This window comes from Paracoccus pantotrophus (genome assembly GCF_008824185.1).
Lineage (GTDB): Bacteria > Pseudomonadota > Alphaproteobacteria > Rhodobacterales > Rhodobacteraceae > Paracoccus > Paracoccus pantotrophus.
Map to the genome: position 1 here is coordinate 488,997 of NZ_CP044423.1, position 25,233 is coordinate 514,229.

The 25,233-nt window shown below is 69.2% G+C and carries 19 protein-coding genes; 16 read left to right on the forward strand and 3 right to left on the reverse strand.

The features are described 5' to 3' along the window. Positions 1-2 precede the first annotated feature (2 nt). The 6 genes from ESD82_RS02385 (at position 3) to ESD82_RS02410 (ending at position 5,948) form a co-directional block, all read left to right on the forward strand. On the forward strand, positions 3-1,004 hold the full coding sequence (locus tag ESD82_RS02385; protein ID WP_147429093.1) for an ABC transporter ATP-binding protein: 1,002 nt from the start codon (positions 3-5) through the stop codon (positions 1,002-1,004). A gap of 42 nt (positions 1,005-1,046) precedes the next feature. Beyond that, a complete protein-coding gene (locus ESD82_RS02390) occupies positions 1,047-1,832 on the forward strand; it encodes a ThuA domain-containing protein (protein WP_024842514.1) in 786 nt (261 codons plus the stop codon). After that, on the forward strand, positions 1,832-2,881 hold the full coding sequence (locus tag ESD82_RS02395) for a Gfo/Idh/MocA family protein (RefSeq protein WP_024842515.1): 1,050 nt from the start codon (positions 1,832-1,834) through the stop codon (positions 2,879-2,881). The genes ESD82_RS02390 and ESD82_RS02395 overlap by 1 nt, the downstream gene beginning before the upstream one ends. A gap of 66 nt (positions 2,882-2,947) precedes the next feature. Next, positions 2,948-4,120 (forward strand): Gfo/Idh/MocA family protein, encoded by a 1,173-nt coding sequence (locus tag ESD82_RS02400; RefSeq protein WP_147429092.1) that lies wholly within the window; start codon positions 2,948-2,950, stop codon positions 4,118-4,120. 107 nt (positions 4,121-4,227) lie between these two features. Further along, positions 4,228-5,361 (forward strand): aminodeoxychorismate synthase component I, encoded by a 1,134-nt coding sequence (locus ESD82_RS02405; protein ID WP_167521687.1) that lies wholly within the window; start codon positions 4,228-4,230, stop codon positions 5,359-5,361. Further along, positions 5,313-5,948, forward strand: a complete 636-nt coding sequence (locus tag ESD82_RS02410) for an aminotransferase class IV family protein (protein ID WP_147429090.1) — start codon at positions 5,313-5,315, stop codon at positions 5,946-5,948. The genes ESD82_RS02405 and ESD82_RS02410 overlap by 49 nt, the downstream gene beginning before the upstream one ends. A gap of 5 nt (positions 5,949-5,953) precedes the next feature. Here ESD82_RS02410 and ESD82_RS02415 read toward each other — a convergent pair whose 3' ends face one another. After that, positions 5,954-6,718: an IclR family transcriptional regulator gene (locus ESD82_RS02415; RefSeq protein ID WP_147429089.1), complete on the reverse strand. Its 765-nt coding sequence runs from the start codon at positions 6,716-6,718 to the stop codon at positions 5,954-5,956. A 228-nt stretch (positions 6,719-6,946) separates the two neighbouring features. On the opposite strand from ESD82_RS02415, the gene nadA reads away from it, so the two are divergent. From nadA to ESD82_RS02465, 10 genes are all read left to right on the forward strand, one after another. Continuing rightward, complete coding sequence (nadA, locus tag ESD82_RS02420) at positions 6,947-7,999, forward strand: quinolinate synthase NadA (protein WP_147429088.1); 1,053 nt, start codon at positions 6,947-6,949, stop codon at positions 7,997-7,999. Between the two features lies 1 nt (position 8,000). Continuing rightward, positions 8,001-9,566 (forward strand): L-aspartate oxidase, encoded by a 1,566-nt coding sequence (locus tag ESD82_RS02425; protein WP_147429087.1) that lies wholly within the window; start codon positions 8,001-8,003, stop codon positions 9,564-9,566. After that, positions 9,563-10,414, forward strand: a complete 852-nt coding sequence (gene nadC / locus ESD82_RS02430; RefSeq protein WP_147429086.1) for a carboxylating nicotinate-nucleotide diphosphorylase — start codon at positions 9,563-9,565, stop codon at positions 10,412-10,414. The genes ESD82_RS02425 and nadC overlap by 4 nt, the downstream gene beginning before the upstream one ends. A gap of 231 nt (positions 10,415-10,645) precedes the next feature. After that, positions 10,646-13,042 carry a glycogen/starch/alpha-glucan phosphorylase gene (locus ESD82_RS02435; RefSeq protein WP_147429085.1) on the forward strand — a complete coding sequence of 799 codons (2,397 nt, stop codon included), beginning with the start codon at positions 10,646-10,648 and terminating at the stop codon, positions 13,040-13,042. Positions 13,043-13,061: 19 nt separating this feature from the next. Beyond that, complete coding sequence (glgB, locus tag ESD82_RS02440; protein WP_147429084.1) at positions 13,062-15,263, forward strand: 1,4-alpha-glucan branching protein GlgB; 2,202 nt, start codon at positions 13,062-13,064, stop codon at positions 15,261-15,263. Between the two features lie 43 nt (positions 15,264-15,306). Next, positions 15,307-16,569, forward strand: coding sequence for a glucose-1-phosphate adenylyltransferase (gene glgC / locus ESD82_RS02445; protein WP_074990341.1), 1,263 nt, complete (start codon positions 15,307-15,309; stop codon positions 16,567-16,569). Between the two features lie 13 nt (positions 16,570-16,582). Continuing rightward, positions 16,583-17,983, forward strand: a complete 1,401-nt coding sequence (gene glgA / locus ESD82_RS02450; protein WP_147429083.1) for a glycogen synthase GlgA — start codon at positions 16,583-16,585, stop codon at positions 17,981-17,983. After that, positions 17,983-20,076, forward strand: a complete 2,094-nt coding sequence (glgX, locus tag ESD82_RS02455) for a glycogen debranching protein GlgX (RefSeq protein WP_147429082.1) — start codon at positions 17,983-17,985, stop codon at positions 20,074-20,076. Before glgA ends, glgX begins: the two co-directional genes overlap by 1 nt. Further along, positions 20,069-21,904 carry a 4-alpha-glucanotransferase gene (locus ESD82_RS02460; RefSeq protein WP_147429081.1) on the forward strand — a complete coding sequence of 612 codons (1,836 nt, stop codon included), beginning with the start codon at positions 20,069-20,071 and terminating at the stop codon, positions 21,902-21,904. Before glgX ends, ESD82_RS02460 begins: the two co-directional genes overlap by 8 nt. Before the next feature lie 10 nt (positions 21,905-21,914). Beyond that, the gene (locus tag ESD82_RS02465) at positions 21,915-23,546 is read left to right on the forward strand and encodes an alpha-D-glucose phosphate-specific phosphoglucomutase (protein WP_147429080.1); all 1,632 of its coding nucleotides are present in this window, start codon (positions 21,915-21,917) and stop codon (positions 23,544-23,546) included. 20 nt (positions 23,547-23,566) lie between these two features. On the opposite strand, the gene ESD82_RS02470 is transcribed toward ESD82_RS02465, so the two are convergent. Beyond that, positions 23,567-23,905, reverse strand: coding sequence for a carboxymuconolactone decarboxylase family protein (locus tag ESD82_RS02470; RefSeq protein ID WP_147429079.1), 339 nt, complete (start codon positions 23,903-23,905; stop codon positions 23,567-23,569). 103 nt (positions 23,906-24,008) lie between these two features. Continuing rightward, positions 24,009-25,154, reverse strand: a complete 1,146-nt coding sequence (locus tag ESD82_RS02475; protein ID WP_147429078.1) for an alpha-D-ribose 1-methylphosphonate 5-triphosphate diphosphatase — start codon at positions 25,152-25,154, stop codon at positions 24,009-24,011. Between the last annotated feature and the right edge of the window lie 79 nt (positions 25,155-25,233).

The following is a 25,233-nucleotide window of genomic DNA, read 5'->3' on the forward strand; positions in this document are numbered from 1 at the left end:
CCATGGCCAAGATCGAGTTGAAGAACGTCACCAAATCCTATGGCGGCTTGCAGGTCATCAAGGGCATCGACCTGGAGATCCGCAAGGGCGAGTTCATGGTCTTCGTCGGCCCGTCCGGCTGCGGCAAGTCCACGCTGCTGCGGCTGGTCTCGGGGCTGGAGGACATCACCAGCGGCGACATGCTGTTCGACGGGCAACGGGTGAACGACCTGGTGCCCTCGGACCGCGGCATCGCCATGGTGTTCCAGAGCTATGCGCTTTACCCGCATATGAAGGTCTATGACAACATGGCCTTCGGCATGAAGCTGGCCAAGGCCGGCAAGGCCGAGATCGACCGCCGCGTGCGCGAGGCGGCGCGGCTGTTGCAGATCGAGCACCTGCTGGACCGCCTGCCCAAGCAACTGTCCGGCGGCCAGCGCCAGCGCGTCGCCATCGGCCGCGCCATCGTGCGCGACCCGCGCGTCTTCCTGTTCGACGAGCCGCTGTCGAACCTCGACGCGGCGCTGCGCGTGCAGACGCGGCTGGAGATCGCCCGGCTGCATCACGGCATGGAGGACGTGACGATGATCTACGTCACCCATGACCAGGTCGAGGCGATGACGCTGGCCGACCGCATCGCCGTGCTGCGCGACGGCAGGCTGGAGCAGGTGGGCACGCCGGCCGAGCTTTACGAGCGGCCGAACTCGACCTTCGTCGCCGGCTTCATCGGCAGTCCCAAGATGAACTTCCTGACCGACGGTTTCGCGCATGCGCATGACTGCGCGACCCTGGGTATCCGCCCCGAGCATATCGACATCGTCGAGGCCGGCCCCTGGTCGGGCGAGGTCGTCCATGCCGAGGATCTGGGCGCCGACCATTACCTTTTCGTCGAGATCGGCGCCGCCGAGCCGCTGGTCGTGCGCCAGCCGGGCAAGCTGGCCCGGCCGCTGGGCACGCGGCTGAACCTTGGGCCGCGCCTGGGCCACCTGCACCGTTTCGACGCCAACGACGCGCCGATCCGCTGAATCCACCACCCGCTTCCGCAGGGGAGCAACAAGGAGCGATGAATGACCATCCGAGTCACTGTCTGGGGCGAGAACGTCCACGAGCAGAAGAACCAGACCGTCGCCGGGATCTACCCGGACGGCATGCACAACACCATCGCCGCGGCGCTGAACCGCGATGACGGGATCGCGGCCGGCAGCGTCACCCTGCAAGATCCCGAGCATGGGCTGACGGCCGAGAGGCTGGCCGAAACCGACGTGCTGATCTGGTGGGGCCATTGCGCCCATGGCGAGGTGCAGGACGCGGTGGTCGAGCGCGTGGCCGAGGCGGTCTGGTCCGGCATGGGCATGATCTTTTTGCATTCGGCGCATTTCTCGAAACCCTTCAAGCGGCTGATGGGCACGCCCTGCAACCTGACCTGGCGCGAGGCGGGCGAGCGCGAGCGGCTTTGGCTGACCTCGCGCAACCATCCCATCGCCGCCGGCCTGCCCGATCATTTCGAGCTGGAGCACGAGGAGATGTATGGCGAGCCCTTCGGCGTGCCCGAGCCGCTGGAGACGGTCTTCGTCAGCTGGTTTGCCGGCGGCGAGGTGTTCCGCTCGGGCCTGACCTACAAGCGCGGGGCCGGCAACGTGTTCTATTTCCGCCCCGGCCACGAGACCTATCCGACCTATCACGACGCCAATGTGCAGCGGGTGATCCTGAACGCGGTGAAATGGGCGCATAACCCGGCCGCGCGGCTGGCCGAGCCGACCGTCGCGCCCAATGTCCCGGTCGAACAGGCGCTGGAGCCGATCGAGGAACGCGGTCCCAGGCTGCATGCCGCCGGCGAGGAGGGCTATCGCTGATGGTCCGGCTTCTCGTCATCGGCACCGGCGGCATGGCGGCGAACCATGCCCGTGCCTTCGCCGGCATTCCCGGCGTCGAGCTGGTGGGCGGCGTGGACCCGCGGCCCGAGCCGCTGGCCGCCTTCAACGCCGAACATGGCATTGCCCGCGGCTTCGCCAGCCTGGACGAGGCGCTGGCCTGGGGCGCGTTCGACGCCGCGACCAACGTGACGCCGGATGCCGCGCATTATCCGACCACCATGCCGCTGCTGGCGGCGGGCAAGCATGTGCTGTGCGAAAAGCCGCTGGCCACCAATGCCGCGGATGCGGCAGCGATGGCCGAGGCGGCGGCGCGGGCGGGCGTGGTGAACATGGTCAATCTCAGCTATCGCGACGTGCCGGCGCTGCAAAAGGCCGCCGCGATGGTCCGCGCGGGCGAGATCGGCGCGGTGCGGCATTTCGAGGCGAGCTACCTGCAAAGCTGGCTGACCCAGCCCGGCTGGGGCGATTGGCGCACCGACCCGAAATGGCTGTGGCGGGTCTCGACCGCGCATGGCTCCAAGGGGGTGCTGGGCGATGTGGGCATCCATATCCTCGATTTCGCCACCTATATCGCCGGGCAGGACGCGGCGCAGGTTTCCTGCCTGCTCAAGACCTTCGACAAGGCGCCGGGCGGGCGGATCGGCGACTATGTGCTGGACGCCAACGACAGCGCCACCATGCAGATCGTGCTGGAAAACGGCGCGCTGGGGACGGTGGCGGCGACGCGCTTTGCCTCCGGGCACCTGAACGACCTGCGGCTGCGGATCTATGGCGACCGCGGCGGGCTGGAAGTCTGCTTCGAGAACCGCGTGAGCCGGCTGCGCGCCTGCCTGTCGCCTGACCTGGAGATCGCCGCCTGGCACGAGGTCGACTGCCCGCCGGTGCCGACGATCTACCAGCGCTTCGTCGCCGCGATCCGGGGCGAGGGCGCGGTCGATCCCGATTTCGCCCGCGGCGCGGCGCTGCAACGCCTGCTGGACCGGGCCGAGGAATCCTCGGTCGGGGCCGGGCTCGGCCTCGCCGTCTAGGCGCAACCGATCCGGCGGCGGCCCTCTCCTCCCTGCCGCCGCCGGACATCTTGCAAGGAGCATGGCATGACCCAGACCGTTCCCGCGCAGGCCCGCCGCGTGCCCCGCATCCGCCTTGGCATGGTCGGCGGCGGGCAAGGCGCCTTCATCGGTGCCGTGCATCGCATCGCCGCGCGTATCGACGACCAGTATGAGCTGGTCGCGGGCTGCTTTTCCTCGACGCCCGAGAAAAGCGCGGCCTCGGCGGCGGAGCTGGGCGTGGGCCGCGCCTATGGCGATTTCGCGCAGATGGCGATGCGCGAGGCGCGGCGCAAGGACGGGATCGAGGCGGTGGCCATCGTCACCCCGAACCACCTGCACGCCCCCGTCGCCCGCGCCTTCCTGAAGCGCGGCATCCATGTCATCTGCGACAAGCCCCTGACCGCGACCCTGCCCGAGGCGCGCAAGCTGGCCGGGGCCGCAGCGGATTCGGACGCACTGTTCGTGCTGACCCACAACTATACCGGCTATCCGATGGTGCGGCAGGCCCGCGCCATGACCCTGGCGGGCGAACTGGGCGAGATCCGGCTGGTGCAGGTCGAATACGCGCAGGACTGGCTGGCCGAGCCCATCGAGCAGGCGGGCAACAAGCAGGCGGGCTGGCGCACCGACCCGGCGCAATCCGGTGCGGGCGGGGCCATCGGCGACATCGGCACCCATGCCTTCAACCTGGCCGGCTTCGTGACCGGGCTGGAGTTGGAGGCGCTGGCCGCCGATCTGCAAAGCTTCGTGCCGGGCCGGGCGGTCGATGACAACGGCCATGTGCTCTTGCGCTATCGCGGCGGGGCGCGCGGGATGCTGTGGTGTTCGCAGGTCGCCTCGGGCTGCGAGAACGCGCTGCGGCTGCGGGTCTATGGCAGCCGCGCCGGCATCGAATGGGCGCAGGAAGAGCCGAATGCCCTGTGGGTCACGCCGCTGGGCCGGCCGCGCTACCGGCTGTCGCGCGGCGGCGCCGGCACGGGGCTTGAGGCCGCGCGCCTGACCCGCATTCCCGCCGGCCACCCCGAGGGCTATCTTGAGGGTTTCGCGAATATCTATGCCGAGGCGGCGCGCGCCATCCTAGCCCGTCGCGACGGGGCGGTTCCGGACCCGGCGGCGACCTTTCCCGGCATCCGCGAGGGGCTGGAGGGCGTGGCTTTCGTCGATGCCTGCCTGCGCTCCAGCAAGCGCAACGGCGCCTGGGTGGCGCTGGCTCTCTAGGCACCGCGGACCCCGGCATTCCGCGCCATTGTCGCGCCGGTCCCGTGCCGGCCATTGTTCGCGCCGCCCCGCCTATGCTACCCCGCGCGGCGAGAATGGAGGCGCGCGTGATCCTTTGCGAATTCGGTCCTGACGGCAAGCCGGTCCTGTTCCGGGATCCGCGGGAAGTGCTGGTGGTGACCGGGCCCGAGGATGTGGCCTCTGCGCTCGACCATCTCGAGGCCCGGCGCCGGCAGGGGGCCTGGATCGCGGGCTACCTGTCCTATGAGCTGGGCTATGCGCTGGAGCCGGTGCTGGCGCGCGAGATGCCGGCGGACCGGCGCACGCCGCTCATGGCCTTCGCCGTCCATGACGCGCCCGAGCCGGCGCCGCTGTTGCCCGCGCCAGGCGCGGCCCGGCTGGCGCCGCTGGAGCCCATGATCTCGCCGCAGGATTACGCGGCGGCCTTTGCCCGCACCCGCGACTATATCGCGGCCGGCGACTGCTACCAGATCAACCTGACCTTTCCCATCGGCTCGCGCCTGATCTCCGGCTCGGCGCTGCAGCTTTACGCCGCGCTGGCCGTGCGCCAGCCGGTCGGTTTCGGGGCCTATGCCGAGCTGGGGCAGGGGCCGGTGGTGGTCTCGCGCTCGCCCGAGCTGTTCTTCCGCCTCGATGCGCAGGGCCGGATCGAGGCGCGGCCGATGAAGGGCACCGCGCCGCGCGACCCCGATCCGGCGCGCGACGCGGCCCTGGCGGCGGGGCTGGCGGCATCGGAAAAGAACCGGGCCGAGAACCTGATGATCGTCGACCTGCTGCGCAACGACATCGCCCGCCTCTCGCGCGTGGGCTCGGTGCGGGTGCCCGAGCTTTTCGCCGTAGACAGCTTTGCCACCGTCCACCAGATGAGCTCGCGCGTGGTGGGCCAACTGGAGCGTCCGGCGGAACTGGGCGCGCTGCTGCGGGCGCTGTTTCCCTGCGGCTCGATCACCGGCGCGCCCAAGATCCGCGCCATGCAGATCATCCGCGAGGTCGAGCCGTTCCCGCGCGGGGTCTATTGCGGCGCCATCGGCTGGATGGCCCCGGACGGTGCGGCCTGCTTCTCGGTGGCGATCCGCACGCTGTCGGTCTGGCCGGATGGCGAGGTCACGCTGAATGTCGGCGGCGGCGTGGTGCAGGATTCGACCGCGGAAGGCGAATGGGAGGAGGCGCTATGGAAAGCCCGCTACGCGCAGGATCTGACGATCCCGAACTGCGGCTGATCGAGACGGTGCTGTGGGACGGCACCGGCTGCCCGCGGATCGCGGGGCATCTGGCGCGGCTGGCGGCGGGGGCGCGGACGCTGGGCTGGTCCTGCGACGCGCAGGCCGCCCGCGCCGCTCTGGTCGGGCCTGCGGGCCAGCCTGCGCGGTTGCGGCTGACGCTGGACCGCGCCGGGCGGATCGAGGTGACGCGCGCGCCCCTGCCGCAGTCGCGCCCGCAATGGCGGCTGGCGCTGGCCGGTACGCGGCTCAATTCGGTCGATCCCTGGCTCAGGCTCAAGACCACGCGGCGGGCGCATTACGACGCCGCCCGCGCCGCGCTGCCCGAGGGGGTCGAGGAGGCGGTCTTCCTGAACGAGCGCGGCGAGGTCTGCGACGGCACCATCACCACGGTCTTCTTCGACCGCGGCCAGGGGCTGCGCACCCCGCCGCTGTCCTGCGGGCTTCTGCCGGGCGTGCTGCGCGCCGGGATGCTGGCCGAGGGCACCTGCCGCGAGGAATTGCTGCTGGCCGGGGATCTGCCCCATGTCCGGCTGTGGGTCGGCAATGCGCTGCGCGGGCTGATCCCCGCCACCTGGGCCGGCTGAACCGGTCAGGCCAGGTCGGCCAGTTCGCTTGCCGCGCGCTTCAGCGCCGGCAGATGCGTCATCGCCGTTTCCAGCGACATGCGCTGCACCGGCGCGTGGAAGGTCACGGCGGCCAGAACCCGGCCGCGCCCATCCAGCGCCGGGACCGAGATCCCGACCATGCCGGGAATGAATTCCTGGTCGTCGATGGCATGGCCCTGTTCGCGCACCCGCGCCAGTTCCTCGCGCAGGCTTTCGGCCGAGACGAAGGTGTTCGGCGTATGCGGATGCAGCCGGGCATGGCGCAGGAAATGCTCGACGCTTTGCGGGTTCATGAAGGCCAGGCAGACCTTGCCGGCCGCGGTGGCATGCAGCGGCACGCGGGTGCCCAGCTGGATCACCAGCCGCAGGGGCCAGTTCGTCTCGACGCGGTCCACATAGACCAGCGTGTCGCCTTCGGGGATCGAGATCGAACAGGTCTCGCCCACGGCGGTGAAAAGCCGCACCAGCACGTCGTGGCGCGGCAGGTCGTATTGGCAGGCATGCATGACGCCCAGCATCATCTGGCGCAGCTTGAGGCCGGGCAGGTAGCTGCGCCCGTCGAGCTGGCGCGACAGGTAGCCCTCTTGCTCCAGATTGGCGACCAGGCGGTGGATGGTGGGCTTGGGCAGGCCCAGGCTGGCATTGATCTCGGTCGCGGTCATCGGGCGCGCCTCGCGGGCCAGGGCTTCCAGGATCTGGAGGTTTCGCAGGCTGGGCGGCACCGGGGAACTGTCTTGGAACTCTTTCATGGCCTGAACCCGATCACTTTACTGTTCATTTTTACCGCAGGACGGCCCGAGGTCCAGACGTCAGGGGCCGGCAAGGCGGCTTGTCCTTTTGGCGCAGCTTAGCATTTGCGTTGCCCGAGCGTCATCCATGGGTTAGGAACCGCGACTCACAGGCCCGGGGCTCTGGTATCGGGGGCCCGGCGCATTATATCCGGGGTGACTGCGACGCGGGCAGAGTGGGGGGACCGAATGCTCGATCTGACGACCATCCGCAGCGAGCTGGGCTCGCATTACGATCTCGAGCCCTCGCTCGAGCTGGCCGAGCGCATGGCGGATGTCCATGCCCGGATGGGCCGCGTCATGCCCTGGCCGGACTGGGCGATCCACGCCCCCTATGTCGCAGCGATCAACAAGCTGAAAAAGGAACGCAATGCCGTGGTGCTGGCGCATAACTACATGACGCCGCAGATCTATCACGGCATTTCCGACGTGGTGGGCGACAGCCTGGCGCTGGCCATCGCCGCGACCAAGGTCGAGGCGCAGGTGATCGTGCAATGCGGCGTGCATTTCATGGCCGAGACCTCGAAGATCCTGAACCCGCAAAAGACGGTGCTGATGCCCGACATGGAGGCCGGCTGCTCGCTGGCCGAAAGCATCACCGCCGAGGGCATCGCCCAGATGCGCGCGCGTTACCCGGGCGCGCCGGTGGTCAGCTATGTCAACACCACCGCCGAGGTGAAGGCCGCCTCGGACATCTGCTGCACCAGCGCGAATGCGGCGCAGATCGTGGCGGCGCTGGATGCCGACACGATCATCATGACGCCGGACAAATGGCTGGCGCAGAATGTGGCGAACAAGGTGCCGCAAAAGCGCATCGTCTGGTGGGACGGCGCCTGCATCGTGCACGAGCAGTTCACGGCGCAGGATCTGCGCGACTTCCGCGACTGGAATCCGGGGCTGAAGATCATCGCCCATCCCGAATGCCCGCCCGAGGTGGTGGCCGAAGCCGATTATGCCGGCTCGACCGCCAATATCCAGGACTGGGTCGAGGCCGAGCGGCCGAAGCAGGTGATGTTGGTCACGGAATGCTCGATGGCCTCGAACATCTCGGACGCCAATCCCGAGGTCGAGTTCCTCGGACCCTGCAACATGTGCCCCTACATGCAGAAGATCACGCTGGAGAAGGTGCTCTGGTCGCTGCACACCATGACCGGTGTGGTCGAGGTCGATCCCCAGGTCGCCGATCGCGCCCGGCTGGCGGTGCAGCGCATGATCGACCTGTCGCAGCGTCTGGCAGCCTGAGGTGCGCGAGGTTTCGACCGGCCGCGTCGTCATTGTGGGCGCCGGCCTGGGTGCGCTTTACGCGGCGCTGAAACTGGCGCCGCGCCCGGTGCTGATGATCTCGCCCGAGGTGCTGGGCCAGGGCGCAAGCTCGGCCTGGGCGCAGGGCGGGGTGGCGGCGGCCATGGACCCGGCCGACAGCACCGAAGCCCATGCCCGCGACACGCTCCGCGCCGGCGCCGGCACCGTCGATCCCGCCATCGCGGCGCTGGTCACGGAGGAGGCGCGGGCGCATATCCTGGACCTGACCCGGCTCGGCACCCCTTTCGACCGCAAGCCGGATGGCGGCTATGTGCTGTCGCGCGAGGCGGCGCACAGCTTCGCCCGCGTCGTGCGGGTGCGCGGTGACCAGGCCGGGGCCGAGATCATGCGCGCGCTGGTCGCCTGCCTGCGCGAGGCCCCCTCGGTGCAGGTGCTGGAGGGGGTGATGGCCACCGGGCTGCGGGTCGAGGACGGCAGGGTCGCGGGGGTCGAGGTGGCGCTTTCCGGCCCGCAGGGCTCGGCGCCGCTGCTGATCCGGGCGCCGGCGGTGCTGCTGGCCGGCGGCGGCTCGGGCGGGCTTTACGCGCTGACCACCAATCCGCCGCGCATCCGCGGCCAGGTGATCGGCATGGCGGCGCGGGCCGGGGCCGAGATCGCCGATGCGGAATTCGTGCAGTTCCATCCCACCGCCATCGATTGCGGCGAGGATCCGGCGCCGCTGGCCACCGAGGCGCTGCGCGGCGAGGGCGCACATCTGGTCAACCGCCTGGGCGAACGCTTCATGCCGGCGGTGCATCCCGATGCCGAATTGGCGCCGCGCGACGTGGTGGCGCGCGCCATCTATGCACAAAGCCAGGCCGGGCTGCGACCGATGCTGGATACCCGCGCCTGCCTGGGCGACCGCATTCTGACCGAGTTTCCGGCCGTGGCGGGGGCCTGTGCGCGGGCCGGGATCGACCCGACGCGCGAGCCGATCCCGGTGGCGGCGGCAGCGCATTACCACATGGGCGGCGTGGCGGTGGACAGCGACGGCCGCGCCAGCCTCGACCGGCTCTGGGTCTGTGGCGAGGCGAGCTCGACCGGGCTGCATGGCGCCAACCGGCTGGCCTCGAACGGGCTTCTGGAGGCGCTGGTCTATGCCCGCCGCTGCGCGCTGTCCATCGCGGCGCGGCTGGGGCCGGTGCAGGACGCGCCCGAAATCGTGCTGCCCGACCTGCCGCCCGGCCCGGTGCCCGATCCGGCGCTGGTCGCCCGCCTGCGCCGCGCCATGACCGAGGGGGCGGGCGTCTTGCGCGATGCCGGGGGCCTGACCCGCTGCCTGCGCGAGATCGCCGCCATCGAGGCGGCGCAGCCCGATTGCCCGGCGCTGCTGAACATTACCGCCACCGCCACGCTGATCGCCGCCGCGGCGCTGATGCGGCAGGAAAGCCGCGGCGCGCATTGCCGCACCGATTTCCCGCAGACCCTGCCCGAGGGCCGCCGCTCGCGCCTGACGCTTTCGCAGGCGCTGGCCCTGCGCGCCTCGCTTGAACCGGAGACGACATGACCGAGATGCCACCGCTGCCCGAGATGATCATGGAACCGCTGGTCCGGGCCGCGCTGACCGAGGATCTGGGCACCTATGGCGACATCACCACCCGCACGGTGATCCCGGCCGGCACCCGCTACCGGGCGCGGATCGTGGCGCGCGAGGCGGGCGTGGCCTCTGGCATGCAACTGGCGGCCATCGCCTTTCGGCTGATCGACCCCGCGCTGGACTGTCGGTTGCACCATGCCGATGGCAGCCGTTTCCAGCCCGGCGACACGCTGGCCGAGATCGAGGGCGAGGCGGCCTCGATCCTCTCGGCCGAGCGGGTGGCGCTGAACTTTGCCGGCCGGCTGTCCGGCATCGCCACCCAGACGGCGGCATTCGTGGCCGAGACGGCGGGGACGAAGGCGCGCATCACCTGCACCCGCAAGACCACCCCCGGCCTGCGGCTGGTCGAGAAGCAGGCGGTGCTGCATGGCGGCGGCTTCAACCATCGCTTCAGCCTGTCGGACGCGATCCTGATCAAGGACAACCACATCGCCGCGGCGGGCGGCATCCGGCCGGTGCTGCAAGCCGTCAAGGCCCGCGCCTCGCATATGATGCGGGTCGAGATCGAGGTGGACCGGCTCGACCAGCTTGCAGAGGTGCTGGAGGAGGGCGGCGCCGATGTCGTGCTGCTGGACAACATGGAAACGGCCGCGCTGCGCGAGGCGGTGGCCATGGCCCAGGGCCGGGTGGTGCTGGAAGCCTCGGGCAACATGCGGCTGGCTCGCGTGGCCGAGGTGGCGGCGACGGGGGTGGATTACATCTCGGTCGGCGCGCTGACCCATTCGGCGCGCACCCTGGACCTGGGCCTGGATTTCTGACCGGCCAAGGGGCCGCAGAACATGCGGCCCTTGCCCGGTTTGGCGCAATCCTGCAGCGCACAATGCGGCAGGGGCGGGTGTTTCCGGCGTCCCGCGCCGGGTTTCGGCGCGATATTGCCCGCGCCGGTTAACGCTAACAGAATTTTCTCCCAACCGCTTGCTTTCGATCACGGATGCCTTAAGCCAAGAGATGACCCGAAAGGATACGGGTGTGCCGACAAAGGGTGATCCATGGCCAGGGACGACATGCCCCAAAGCGATTTCCGCGACGCGATCCTGTGGCACCTGACCTATACGCTGGGCAAGGATCCCGACCACGCGCAGCTTTTCGACTGGCGGCTGGCGCTGAGCCATGCGGTGCGCGACCGCATCGTGGATCGCTGGATGGCATCGACCCGCGCCACCTATCGCGCCGATGCCAAGCGGGTCTATTACCTGTCGATGGAATTCCTGATCGGCCGGCTGCTTCAGGACAATATCGTCAACCTGCAACTGGCCGACGAGGCACAGGAGGCGGTGGAAAGCTTCGGCCTCGACTGGCGCGGCGTGCTGCTGGACGAGCCCGACGCGGCATTGGGCAATGGCGGCCTGGGCCGGCTGGCGGCCTGTTTCATGGAATCGCTCGCCACGCTGGGTTGCCCGGCCTATGGCTATGGCATCCGCTACGAGCACGGGCTGTTTCGCCAGAGCTTTGCCGAAGGGCGGCAGATGGAATCGCCCGAGGACTGGCTGGAACAGCCCTTCGTCTGGCAGTTCGAACGCCCCGAGGCGCGTTTTGTCCTGGGTCTCGGCGGCCGGGTCGCGACCCGCGACGGCCGCGCGGTCTGGGAACCCGAAAGCTTCGTGCAATCCGAAGCCTATGACATCCCGGTCATCGGCTGGCGCGGCGCCTGGGCCAATACGCTGCGGCTCTGGGCCGGACGGGCGGTCGATCCCTTCGACCTGGCCCGCTTCAATGCCGGCGATTTCGCCGCTGCGGCCGAGGCCGAGGCGCTGGCGCGCACCATCTCGCGCGTGCTTTATCCCGAGGATTCGACCGAAAAGGGCAAGCGGCTGCGGCTGACGCAGGAATATTTCTTCTCGGCCGCCTCGATTCGCGACATCCTGCGCCGCTTCGAGGCCGAGCATGCCGACCTGCGCCTGTTGCCGCAGAAGGTGGCGATCCAGCTGAACGATACCCATCCCGCCATCGCCGGGCCGGAGCTGCTGCGCATCCTGCATGACGAACGCGGCCTGCCCTTCGACGAGGCGCTGGCGATCACCAGGGCTTGCGTGAACTACACCAACCACACGCTCTTGCCCGAGGCGCTGGAAAGCTGGGGCGAGGGGCTTTTCGGCGACCTGCTGCCGCGGCATCTGCAGATCATCGACCGCATCGACGCCGAGGATGCCCGCGCACATCCCGACCGCCGCAACACCGCGCGCGGCGACGGCAAGGTGCGAATGGGCGAGCTGTCCTTCATCCTGTCGAACCGCGTGAACGGCGTCTCGGCGCTGCATACCGGGCTGATGAAGACCACGGTCTTTGCCGACCAGCACCGCATCTGGCCCGACCGCATCGTGAACCAGACCAACGGCGTCACGCCGCGGCGCTGGCTTTTGGGCTGCAACCCGCGCCTGGCGCGGCTGATCACCCGGACCATCGGCGACGGTTGGGTGGGCGATCTGGAGCAGTTGCAGGCGCTGGAGCCCCATGTCGCCGATGCCGGCTGGCTGGAGGAATTCGCCGCCGTGAAGGCCGCCAACAAGGCCGATCTGAGCGGCTGGATCGCCCGCGACCATGGCGTGATGCTGGATCCGCAGGCGCTGTTCGACGTGCAGATCAAGCGCATCCACGAATACAAGCGCCAGCACCTGAACATCCTGGAAGCCATCGCCCTGTGGCAGGAGATGCGCGAGAACCCGTCCGCGGACTGGACGGCGCGGGTCAAGATCTTTGGCGGCAAGGCGGCGCCGGGCTATTTCTTTGCCAAGGACATCATCCGGCTGATCAACGACGTCGCTGCCGTCATCAATGCCGACGCGGCCACGAAGGAGAAGCTGCAGATCCTCTATCTGCCCAACTACAACGTGACGCTGGCCGAGCGGCTGATCCCGGCCGCCGACCTGTCCGAGCAGATCTCGACGGCCGGCAAGGAGGCGTCGGGCACCGGCAACATGAAATTCGCGCTGAACGGCGCGCCGACCATCGGCACGCTGGACGGCGCCAATGTCGAGATCCGCGAACTGGTGGGGCCCGAGAACTTCTTCCTGTTCGGCCTGACCGCCGAGGAGGCCGAGGCCCGCCGCGCCGTCCCCGACCATGCCGCCTGCGCGGTCGCCGCCGATCCGCGCCTCAAGCGCGCCGTCGAGGCGATCCGCAGCGGTGCCTTCAGCCCCGGCGAGCCGGACCGCTATGCCAATATCGTCGAGAACCTGACGGGGGCGGATTACTTCCTGGTCGCCTCGGATTTCGCCGATTACTGGCGGGCGCAGCGCGAGGTGGATTTTGCCTATGCCAACCGCGCGGAATGGACGCGCATGGCGGCGCTGAACGTGGCGCGCTCGGGCTGGTTCTCGTCGGATCGCACCATCCGCGGCTATATGCAGGACATCTGGAACGTGAAAAGCCTGCTCGGGCAGGAGTGACGCCGCAAGGGGGGGAACCATGGCGCAGATCGACCCCAATGAAGTCGCCGACCCCGCGGTGCTGGCCCGCATCGCCGAGGGGCGCTTCGACGATCCCTTCGCGGTCCTTGGTCCGCATCCGCGGGGGGGCTTGCGCCATGTCACCGCCTTCGATCCCGGCGCTCAGGAACTGGCGGCCATGGTCGGCGGCAAGGCGCATCCGCTGGCGCCGGTCGAGGGCTGTCCGGGCCTGTTCCACGGCAAGGTGCCGGGCGCGGAACCCTATCTCTTGCGCGGGCGCCGCGACGGCGAGGAATGGCTGGTCGAGGATGCCTATCGCTTCGGCCCGGTCTTGGGCGAGCTTGACGAATACCTGCTGGGCGAAGGCCGGCACCGGCGGCTCTGGCAGGCGCTCGGCGCGCATGTGATCGAGCATCAGGGCACGGCCGGCACGCATTTCGCGGTCTGGGCGCCCAATGCCCGCCGTGTCTCGCTGATCGGGGATTTCAACGCCTGGGACGGGCGGCGCCATGTCATGCGCCGCCGCGGCGCGACCGGCGTATGGGAGATCTTCATGCCCGGCCTGGGCGAGGGCACCGCCTATAAATACGAGATCCTCGGCGCCTATGGCGGGCTGGCGCAAAAGGCCGACCCAGTCGGCTTCGGCGCCCAGCACCCGCCGGCCACCGCCTCGGTGGTGCGCGACATCGCGGGCTATGGCTGGTCGGACCAGGGCTGGATGGGCACGCGGGCCGCGGCGCAGCGCATCGACCGCCCGATCTCGATCTACGAGGTGCATCTGGGCAGCTGGCGCAGGAAGGACGGCGGCCGGCCGATCTCATACCGCGAGGCGGCGGTGGAGCTGGTCGATTACGCCCGCGACATGGGCTTCACCCATATCGAGCTCTTGCCGATCAGCGAATACCCCTTTGACGGCTCATGGGGCTACCAGCCGGTCGGGCTGTTCGCGCCGACCATCCGCTTCGGCCCGCCGCACGAGTTCCGCGACCTGGTGAACGCTGCGCACAAGGCGGGGCTGGGGGTGATCCTCGACTGGGTGCCCGGCCATTTCCCGACCGATCCGCACGGGCTGGTGCAGTTCGACGGCACCGCGCTTTACGAGCATGCCGACCCGCGCGAGGGCTTTCACCAGGACTGGAACACGCTGATCTACAATTACGGCCGCAGCGAGGTGATGAACTACCTGACCTCGAACGCGCTTTATTGGCTTCGGGAGTACCACCTCGACGGGCTGCGGGTGGATGCGGTGGCCTCGATGCTCTATCGCGACTATTCCCGTGCCGAGGGGCAATGGATCCCCAACAAGGACGGCGGGCGCGAGAATTACGAAGCCATCGCCATGCTGCAGGAGATGAACCGCCTGACCTATGGCGAGGAACCGGGCATCATGACCGTGGCCGAGGAATCGACCAGCTACCCCAAGGTCTCGCGGCCGGTGCATGAAGGCGGCCTGGGCTTCGGCTTCAAGTGGAGCATGGGCTGGATGAACGACACGCTGGATTATATCCGGCGCGAGCCGATCCATCGCAAGCACCATCACCACCAGATGACCTTCGGCCTGCATTACGCCTTTTCCGAGAATTTCATCCTGCCGATCAGCCATGACGAGGTGGTGCACGGCAAGGGCTCGATGCTGGCCAAGATGCCCGGCAGCGAATGGGAGAAATTCGCCAACCTGCGCGCCTATTACGGCTTCATGTGGGGCCATCCGGGCAAGAAGCTGCTGTTCATGGGCCAGGAATTCGCCCAAGGCTCGGAATGGAACCACGATGCCGAGATCGACTGGGCCTGCATCGGCAACCCGCTGCATTACGGCATGCAATTGCTGGTGCGCGACCTGAACGCCATCTATCGCGCGACCCCCGCGCTTTACGCGAAGGATTGCGACGGCGCCGGCTTCCAGTGGATCGAGGCCAATGACGCCGCGCATTCCATCTATGCCTGGATCCGGCGCGGTGGTCCGGGCGATGCCGCGGTGGTGGTGGTCTGCAACTTCACCCCGGTCGAGCGCAGCGGCTGGCGCATGGGCTTTCCGCAGCCGGGCCTGTGGCGCGAGGTGCTGAACACCGATGCCGAGGTCTATGGCGGGGCCGGGCGCGGCAATCTGGGCCGCGTCACCGCCCTGCCGGGCGAAAGCCACGGCCAGCCCGCCCATGCCGACCTGGTGCTGCCGCCGCTTTCGACGCTGATTTTCATCAAGGACGACAGGACGACATCATAGCAACCACACCCGCGCGCCGGGCAAAAAGGGAGAGGGCAGAGAGATGGCACCGCGTGAGGAAAGGCTTTCCAGACGATCCATGGCCTTCATTCTGGCCGGCGGCCGCGGCTCGCGCCTGCGCGAACTGACCGACAAGCGCGTGAAGCCCGCGGTCTATTTCGGCGGCAAGTCGCGGATCATCGATTTCGCGCTGTCGAACGCGCTGAACTCGGGCATCCGCAAGATGGCGCTGGCTACGCAATACAAGGCCCACAGCCTGATCCGCCATGTCCAGCGCGGCTGGAACTTCTTTCGCGCCGAGCGCAACGAGTTCCTCGACATCCTGCCCGCGTCCCAGCGTTACGACGAATCGATGTGGTATCGCGGCACGGCCGATGCGGTGGCGCAGAACATTGACATCATCGACAGCTACGGCGTCGATTACGTGCTGATCCTGGCCGGCGATCATATCTACAAGATGGATTACGAACTGATGATCCGCCACCATGTCGAGGCGGGTGCGGACGTGACCATCGGCTGCCTGACCGTGCCGCGGGCCGAGGCCTCGGCCTTCGGCGTCATGGCGGTGGACGGCAAGGACGTCATCACCAGCTTCCTGGAAAAGCCCGCCGATCCGCCCGGCACGCCGGATGATCCCGAGGTGACGCTGGCCTCGATGGGCATCTATGTGTTCCGCTGGGACTTCCTGCGCGACCTCTTGATCCGCGACATGCAGGACGACAATTCCAGCCATGATTTCGGCAACGACCTGATCCCGCAGATCGTCAGGAACGGCAAGGCGCAGGCGCATCGCTTCGCCGACAGCTGCGTGCGCTCGGACGGCGATCCGGTCTATTGGCGCGACGTGGGCACGGTCGACGCCTTCTGGCGGGCGAATATCGACCTGACCGACTTCAACCCCGACCTGAACCTCTGGGACCGCGACTGGCCGATCTGGACCTATTCCGAGCTGGTGCCGCCCGCCAAGTTCATCCATGACGAGCCCGACCGCCGCGGCAGCGCCGTCAGCTCGCTGATCTCGGGCGGCTGCATCATCTCGGGCAGCGAGATCCGCGAGTCGCTGTTGTTCACCCAGGTCCATACCAATTCCTATTCCAGCCTGGAGCGCGCGGTGGTGTTGCCCTATGCCAATGTCGCCCGACACGCGCGTTTGACCAATGTGGTCATTGACCGCGCCGTCAGAATCCCCGAAGGGCTGGTCGTCGGCGAAGACCCCGACGAGGACGCGAAATGGTTCCGCGTCTCGGAAGGCGGCGTCACGCTGATCACGCAGGACATGCTGGATCGAAGGGAAGCGTCTTTATGAGGGTCTTGTCCGTATGAGGGTTCTGTCCGTCGCCTCGGAATGCGTGCCGCTGGTCAAGACCGGCGGGCTGGCCGATGTGGCCGGGGCGCTGCCGGCGGCGCTGGCCGGGCACGGGGTCGGGATGCGGGTGTTGCTGCCCGGCTATCCGGCGGTGCTGGGGGCCGCGGCCAAGGCGCCGGCCGTGCGCGAGATCCCGGAGCTGTTCGGCGGCCCGGCCCGCATCCGGCGCGGCGCACTGGGGGATGCGGTGCTTTACATCCTGGACGCGCCGCATCTTTTCGACCGGCAGGGCGGCATCTATCTGGGGCCGGACGGCCGCGACTGGCCCGACAATCCGCAGCGTTTCGCCGCGCTTTGCAAGGCCGCCGCGCTGATCGCCGCCGAGGGGATCGAGGACTGGCGCCCGCAGGTGCTGCACCTGCACGACTGGCAGGCCGGCCTGACCCCGGTCTATCTGCGCCAGGCCGGGGTGCGGGACGTGCGAACGCTGCTGACCATCCACAACATTGCCTTCCAGGGCCTGGCGCCGGCGCATATGCTCTCGGCGCTGCAACTGCCGGCGCATCTCTTCAACCCGCGCGGCTTCGAATATTGGGGCCGGATCTCGGCGCTGAAGGCGGGAATCGTCTTTGCCGACAAGGTCTCGACCGTCAGCCCGACCTATGCCGAAGAGCTGATGACCCCGGAATTCGGCATGGGGATGGAGGGGGTGCTGGCCGACCGCGCCGGCGATTTCACCGGCATCCTGAACGGCATCGACCTGGATGCCTGGACGCCGCCCTATGCCGCGCCCGAGGGCAAGGCGCCGCATCGCGCCGCGCTGCGCAAGGAATTCGGCCTGCCCGAGGCCGAAGGGCCGCTTTGCGTCGTCGTTTCGCGCCTGACCGGGCAGAAGGGGCTGGACCTCTTGATCGAGGCGCTGCCGGCGCTGCTGGAGAACGGCGGCCAGCTTGCGGTGCTGGGATCGGGCGATCCTGGGCTGGAAGCGGCCTTTTCCCAGGCTGCCGCCCGCCACCCCGGCGTCGCGCTGCGGCTGGGCTATGACGAGCCGCTGTCGCGCCGCATGATCGCCGGCGGCGACGCCATCCTGGTGCCCTCGCGCTTCGAGCCCTGCGGGCTGACGCAGCTTTACGGGCTGCGCTTCGGCACCCTGCCGCTGGTGGCGCTGACCGGCGGGCTGGCCGATACCGTCATCAACGCCTCGGCGGCGGGGCTGGCTGCGGGCGTGGCGACCGGGGTGCAATTCCACCCGGTCGATGCCCGGGCGCTGTCCCGGGCGCTGTCGCGGCTCTGCGCGCTCTGGCGCCAGCCTGCCGTGTGGCGACGGATGACGGAAAACGCCATGGCGCATCCGGTCGGCTGGGACGCCTCGGCCCGCGCCTATGCCGAGCTGTTCGGGGCGATGGCCGCCTGATGACCGGGCTGCGCATCTTCGAGGGCCGGGCGGAACCGCTGGGCGCCACCTTCGACGGCGAGGGCGTGAACTTCGCCGTGTTCTCGGAACATGCGCGCCGGGTGACGCTGTGCCTGTTTTCCCCCGACGGCCGGACCGAGACGTACCGGCTGGACCTGCCGGAACGCGACGGCGACGTCTGGCACGGCTATGTCCCCGGCCTGCGCCCCGGCCAGCTTTACGGGCTGCGCGCCGACGGTCCCTATGCGCCCTCCGAGGGGCACCGCTTCAACTATCACAAGCTGCTTCTCGATCCCTATGCCAAGCGGCTGACCCGGCATCTGGTCTGGCACGATGCGCTGATGGGCTATACGGTCGGTGCGCCCGAGGCCGACCTGAGCTTCGACCGCCGCGACAGCGCCCGCTTCATGCCGCGCTGCGTGGTCGAGGATCCCTCCTTCGCCTGGGGCCCCGACCAGCCGCCGCGCCGCGACATCGCCGAGACGGTGATCTACGAGGCCCATGTCAAGGGCCTGACGCAACTGCACCCTGATGTCCCGCATCGCGGCACCTTCCTGGGCCTCGCCTCGGACCCTGTGCTGGAGCATCTGCAAGCCCTGGGCATCACCGCGCTGGAGCTCTTGCCGGCGCAAGCCTTCCTCAACGACCGCTTCTTGCTGGAGAAGGGGCTGGTGAACTATTGGGGCTACCAGACGCTGGGCTTCTTCGCCCCCGATCCGCGCTATCTGGCCAAGGGCCAGATCGCCGAGTTCCAGCATATGGTCGCCCGCATGCATGCCGCCGGCATCGAGGTCATCATGGACGTGGTCTACAACCACACCGGCGAGGGTAACGAGCTTGGCCCGACGCTCAGCTTCCGCGGCCTCGACAATCGCAGCTATTACCGGCTGCAGGAGGATCCGCGCCATTACGTCGACGACACCGGCACCGGCAACACGCTGAACGTCAATCACCCGATGGTGCTGCGCATGGTCATGGACAGCCTGCGCTACTGGGTCGAGGTGATGCATGTGGACGGGTTCCGCTTCGACCTTTGCGCCACGCTGGGCCGGCGGGTTCGTGGCGGCTTCGACCGCAGCGCCTCGTTCTTCGACGCGATCCGGCAGGATCCGGTGCTGACGCGGGTGAAGCTGATCGCCGAGCCCTGGGACATCGGTCCCGGCGGCTATCAGCTGGGCGGCTTTCCGCCGCCGTTCCTGGAATGGAACGACAAGTATCGCGACGGCATCCGCCGCTTCTGGCGCGGCGACGCGCGGCAGGTGCCGGAGTTGGCCGACCGCATGGCGGGCTCCGCCCGGCAGTTCGACCATTCCGGCCGGCCCGCCACGGCTTCGGTGAACTTCCTGACCGCGCATGACGGCTTCACGCTGATGGACGTGGTCAGCTATTCCGAAAAGCACAACCAGGCCAATGGCGAGGAGAACCGCGACGGCCATTCCGAGAATTTCTCGGACAACATGGGCGCCGAGGGGCCCAGCGACGACCCCGCGATCCGGGACGCCCGCGCGCGGCGGCGGCGCAACCTGCTGGCGACGCTGCTTCTGTCGCAGGGCACGCCGATGCTGCTGGCCGGGGACGAGCTGGGCAATTCGCAACAGGGCAACAACAACGCCTATTGCCAGGACAACGAGATCGGCTGGGTGCAATGGCAGGGTGCCGACCCGGCCTTCCTGGACTTCACCCGCAAGCTCATCGCCTTTCGCCGCGCCCATCCGATCCTGCGGCAGAAACGTTTCCTGCATTCGCGCCCGCGCCTGACCGACGGGCTGCCCGACCTGTTCTGGCTGCGCCCGGACGGCGCGCAGATGACCCCGGCCGATTGGGGCAATCCCGAGCTGCGCGTGCTTTGCGCCGAGCTGCGCATGGCCGCCGGCACCCCCGAATATGCGCAGCGCGAGGAGGCGCTGTTTCTGGTCTTCAACAACGGTGAGCCGCTGGAGGTGGTGCTGCCCGAGCGCCCCGAGGGCTGGCGCTGGCGGCTGCATCTGGATACCAGCCGCCCCGACCTGGCCCCGCATGTGGTCGAGGCCGAGCGGCTGGCGGTGGACGGCCAGTCGACCCTCGCCTTCGATCTGGAGCGCGAGCATGGCTGATCCGCGCCTGACCCTGGCCGGTCGCATGGGCGTGCTGCCGGGCTTTCACGACCTTGCCGGGCAATGGCGCGAGACCTCGGTCGAGACGGCGGTGGCGCTGCTTGCCGCCATGGGTCTTGCCGTGCCCACGGCGGCCGAGGCGCAGGCGGCGCTGGACGACCATGCCGTCCGCCTGCCGCAGGATGTGATCTGCGCTGCCGGCGCGCGCCCCGACCTGGCCTTGGACGACTGGCAACTGACCTTCGAGGACGGCACCGAGGCCGAGGGGAACGGCCCGCTGCCCGTGCTGCCGCTGGGCATCCACCGCCTGCGGGCCGGGGGCCGGGACTATACGCTGCTCGCCGCGCCGCCGCGCCTGCCGGGGCCGGCGCGCTGCTGGGGGCTGGCCGCGCCGCTCTACGGCATTTCGGAAACCGGGATCGGCAGCTATGCCGACCTTGCGGTGCTGGCCAAGGGGATGGGCCGGCAAGGGGCGGCATTCCTGGGCATCAACCCGGTCCATGCCGGCTTTCCGACCGAGCCGCAGCTGTCCAGCCCCTATACCCCCTCGCATCGACGGCGGCTGAACGTGATCCACCTGCCCGGCGGCCCCGGCACCCCCGGCCCGCGCATCGACTATGCCCGCGACATCCCCGCCCGCATGGCGGCCTTGCGGGCGGGATACGACGCCTTTCCCGGCGATCCGGCCTTCGACGCCTGGCAGGCGGCGGAGGGCGAGGGCCTGCAACGCTTTGCCCTGCATCAGGCGCTCTCGGCCCGGCTGGGGGCCTTCTGGGGCGACTGGCCGGCGACCCTCGCCTCGCCCGACACGCCCGCCGCCATCGCCGCGCGGGCCGATCTGGCCGGCGAGATGCGCTTTCACGCCTGGCTGCAATGGCGGGCCGAGCGGGCCTTGGCGGCGGCCGGGCAGGCGGCGCGCGACGGCGGCATGGCGCATGGGCTCTATCTCGACCTCGCCGTCGGCACTCATCCCTTCGGCGCCGAGACCTGGGAGGACCGTGCCAGCTTCGCCTTCGGCGCCTCGCTCGGTGCGCCGCCCGACGCTTTCGCCCCGCAGGGGCAGAACTGGAGCCTCGCGCCCTTCAGCCCCTTGGGTCTGCGTGCCCAAGCCTATGCGCCGCTGGCCGAGACCCTGCGCCGCCAGCTGCAATTCGCCGGCGTGCTGCGCATCGACCACATCCTGGGTTTCGAGCGCGCCTATTGGGTGCCGGACGCCGCCCCCGGCGCCTATGTCGCCATGCCGCGCGATGCCATGCTGGCCGTGGCCCGGATCGAGGCGGCGCGCGCCGGCAATGCGGTGCTCGTCGGCGAGGATCTGGGCAATATCCCCGACGGCCTGCGCGAGGCGCTGGCGGCTTCCGGCATCCTCGGCTGCCGCGTGGCGATGTTCGAGCGCGAGGGCTGGCATCCGCCGGCCTTCCGCCCGGCCGAATCCTATGACCAGGGCGCCATCGCCAGCTTCTCGACCCACGACCTGCCGACCTGGCGCGGCTGGCGGCGTGGCGCCGACATCGCTGCCCGCGCCGGCATCGCCGGGCAGGAAACCGCCGCCGGGCAGCAAGAACGCGCCGAGGAGGTCGTCGCCTTCGACCGGCTGCTGCCCGATCCCGGCTTGGACGCGCTGCACGGTTTCCTGGCCCGCACGCCGTCGCGTCTGGTGGCGGTGCAGGCGGAGCTGCTGCTCGACATGGCCGACCAGCCGAACCTGCCCGGCACGGTCGGCGAATATCCGAACTGGCAGCTGCGCCTGCCGGTGGCGGCCGGGGATTTCCCGGCATTGCCCTCGGTCGCGCGGACTGCCAGCATCATGCGCGACCACGAACGCTAAGGAGAGGTCCATGACCGTTCACACCGTCCCGACCCAGCCCATCGCGGGGCAAAAGCCCGGCACCTCGGGCCTGCGCAAGAAGACCTCGGTCTTCATGCAGCCGCATTACCTGGAAAACTTCGTGCAGGCGATCTGGAACGGCACCGGCGGCGCCGCGGGCAAGACCTATGTGCTGGGCGGCGACGGGCGCTATTTCGGCGACCGCGCCGCGCAGGTCATCCTGCGCATGGCCGCGGCCAGCGGCGCGAAGAAGGTGATCGTCGGCCAGAACGCGCTGCTTTCCACCCCCGCCGCTTCGCACCTGATCCGGCTGCGCGGGGCGGATGGCGGCATCATCATGTCCGCCAGCCACAATCCCGGCGGCCCGACCGAGGATTTCGGCGTCAAATACAATATCGGCAATGGCGGCCCGGCCCCCGAGCCGGTGACCGAGGCGATCTTCGAGGCCACCAAGACCCTGGCCGAATACCACATCCTCGACGCGCAGGACGTGGACCTGGCCACGCCGGGGACCAAGGCCCTGGGCGGCATGGAGGTCGAGGTCGTCGACCCGGTCGCCGATTATGCCGAGCTGATGCGCTCGATCTTCGATTTCGGCAAGATCCGCGCGCTGTTCGCCGACGGCTTCCGCATCCGCTTCGACGCCATGCATGCGGTCACCGGCCCCTATGCCAGGGCGATCCTGGAAGGCGAGCTGGGCGCGCCCGCGGGCTCGGTGGTGAATGCCGTTCCCAGTCCCGATTTCGGCGGCGGCCATCCCGACCCGAACCCGATCTGGGCCAAGGATCTGATGGATGCGATGTTCGGGCCGGACGCGCCGGATTTCGGCGCCGCCTCGGATGGCGACGGCGACCGCAACATGATCGTCGGCCGCAACTGCTACGTGACGCCTTCGGACAGCCTGGCGGTGCTGGCTGCGAACGCCACGCTGGTCCCGGCCTATGCCGGCGGGTTGAAAGGCGTGGCGCGCTCCATGCCGACCTCGCGGGCGCTGGACCGGGTGGCCGAGCGCCTGGGCCTGGCCTGCTACGAGACGCCGACCGGCTGGAAATTCTTCGGCAACCTGCTCGACGCCGGCAAGGCGACGCTCTGCGGCGAGGAAAGCGCCGGCACCGGTTCGGACCATGTGCGGGAAAAGGACGGGCTCTGGGCGGTGCTGTTCTGGCTGAACCTGCTGGCCGAGCGCCGGCAGCCGGTGGCCGGGATCATGGCCGACCATTGGGCGAAATACGGCCGCAACTACTATTCCCGCCACGACTATGAGGCGGTGGATGCCGCGGCCGCGGCCGAGCTGATGCAGGCGCTGCGCGAGCGTCTGGCCGATCTGCCGGGCCAGGCCGCGGCCGGGCTGCGGATCGAGGCGGCGGACGAGTTCGCCTATGACGACCCGGTGGACGGCTCGCGCAGCGAGGGGCAGGGCCTGCGCATCATGACCGAGGGCGGCGGCCGCATCGTGCTGCGCCTGTCGGGCACCGGCACCGAGGGGGCGACGCTGCGCGTCTACCTGGAGCGGGTCGAGACCGATCCCGCCCGGATGCAGGACGATCCGCAACAGGCGCTGGCAGGCATCGTCGCCGCCGCCGAGGAAATCGCCGGCATCCGCGCCCGCACCGGCCGGGATGCGCCCGACGTCATCACCTGAGCGCGTCCCGCGCGGCGGGATCAGCCCGCCGCCAGCTCGTCCCAGCAGGCCAGCGCGTGGCCGGCATACATCAGGCCCGGCCCGCCGCTCATCTGGATCGCCATGGACAACACGTCGCCCAGTTCCTCGCGCGTGGCGCCGGCCTTCATCAGCGCCTCGACATGAAGCAGGATGCAGGGCTCGCAGCGCTGGACGATGGCCATGCCGACGGCGATGAATTCCTTGGTCTTGGCGTCCAGCACGCCGCCGTCATGCACCGCCTTGGACAGTGCGCCGAAGCCCTTGGTGGCGTCGGGGATGGCCTTGTTCATCACCCGCAATTCGCTGCGCATCTCGTCGATCTTTGCCTTGTAGCTCATGGTTCGCACTCCTTCTGGGCCGGGCATGGCTAGCCCGGCGCCGATCGCAACGGCTTGATCCAGATCAAGGGAATTGCGAATTTTCGCAGGTTCGCGGCAAGGTTCAGACCCGGCGCCCGCGCACCCATGTCTCGCGCATGACCGGCGTATCCTCGTCCAGCATGGCAAAGCGGATCAGGTCGGCGCGCAGCCCCGGCGCCAGGCGGCCGCGGTCGGCCAATCCGGCCGCCTGGGCCGGGTTGGCCGTCACGCTTGCCATGGCGCGCGGCAGGTCGTCCCAGATCCGCGCCAGGATCAGCGCCCCGGCCAGGAGCCCCGCGGGCACGTAATCCGAGGACAGGATGTCGAGCTGCCCAACCCGTGCCAGATCCGCCGCCGAGACATTGCCGGAATGGCTGCCGCCGCGGATCAGGTTCGGCGCCCCCATCATCACCATGATACCGTGGTCGTGGCAGGCCGCCGCCGCCTCGGGCGTGGTCGGGAATTCGGCCAGCCGCACGCCATGGCCGGCCGAAAGCGCGACATGTGCGGCCGTGGTGTCGTCATGGCTGGCCAGCACCGCGCCCAGCCGGTGCGCGATCTCGACCGCCGCCGCCTCGTGGCGGTCGCCGAAGCGGGCGCGCAGATCCTGCAGCCGGGCGACATGCTCGGCGAAGGCCGCGTCCGAGAGCTTGTACTTGCCCTGCACATATTGCGCGAGCTTCGAGATGTCGCGGAACTGGCGCTGGCCCGGTGTGTGGTCCATCAGGCTGATGATGCCGACCCGGTCCTCGGGGCCGAACTCGTCGAGTTCCGCCAGCAGGGTCTGCGAGCAGATCTCGGCGCGCAGGTGCAGGAAATGGCTGATGCGCAGCGCCCCCCGAGCCCGTAGCGCGGCCAGTTCATGCGCCAGTTCGCGGGCATATTTGTCGTAATCCTGGTCTGGCCCCTCGTTCGGGATCGAGCCCACGCGCATGGCGTCGAAGACCGTGGTGATGCCGCAGCCCGCCAGTTCGGCGTCATGCGCCAGGATGGCCCCGGCATGGGGCCAGTCCACGCCGGGGCGGGGACGGATGTGGCGTTCCAGGTTGTCGGTATGCAGCTCGACCATGCCGGGGGCAAGATAGTCGCCCTGCATGTCCAGCGCGCCGGCCGGCACGGCGCTGCCCGGCTGGATCGCGGCGATGGCGCCGTCCTCCAGCACCAGCGCGCCGGGGGTCACGGTCTCGGGCAGGATCAGGCGGGCATTGGCAAGGATGGTGCGGGTCATCGCGGGCCTTGGGGTTGCGGGGCAGGCCAGGGGTGGCCGATTGCGGCGCCATGGTCAAGCGCGGTGGCTGCGAGATGGG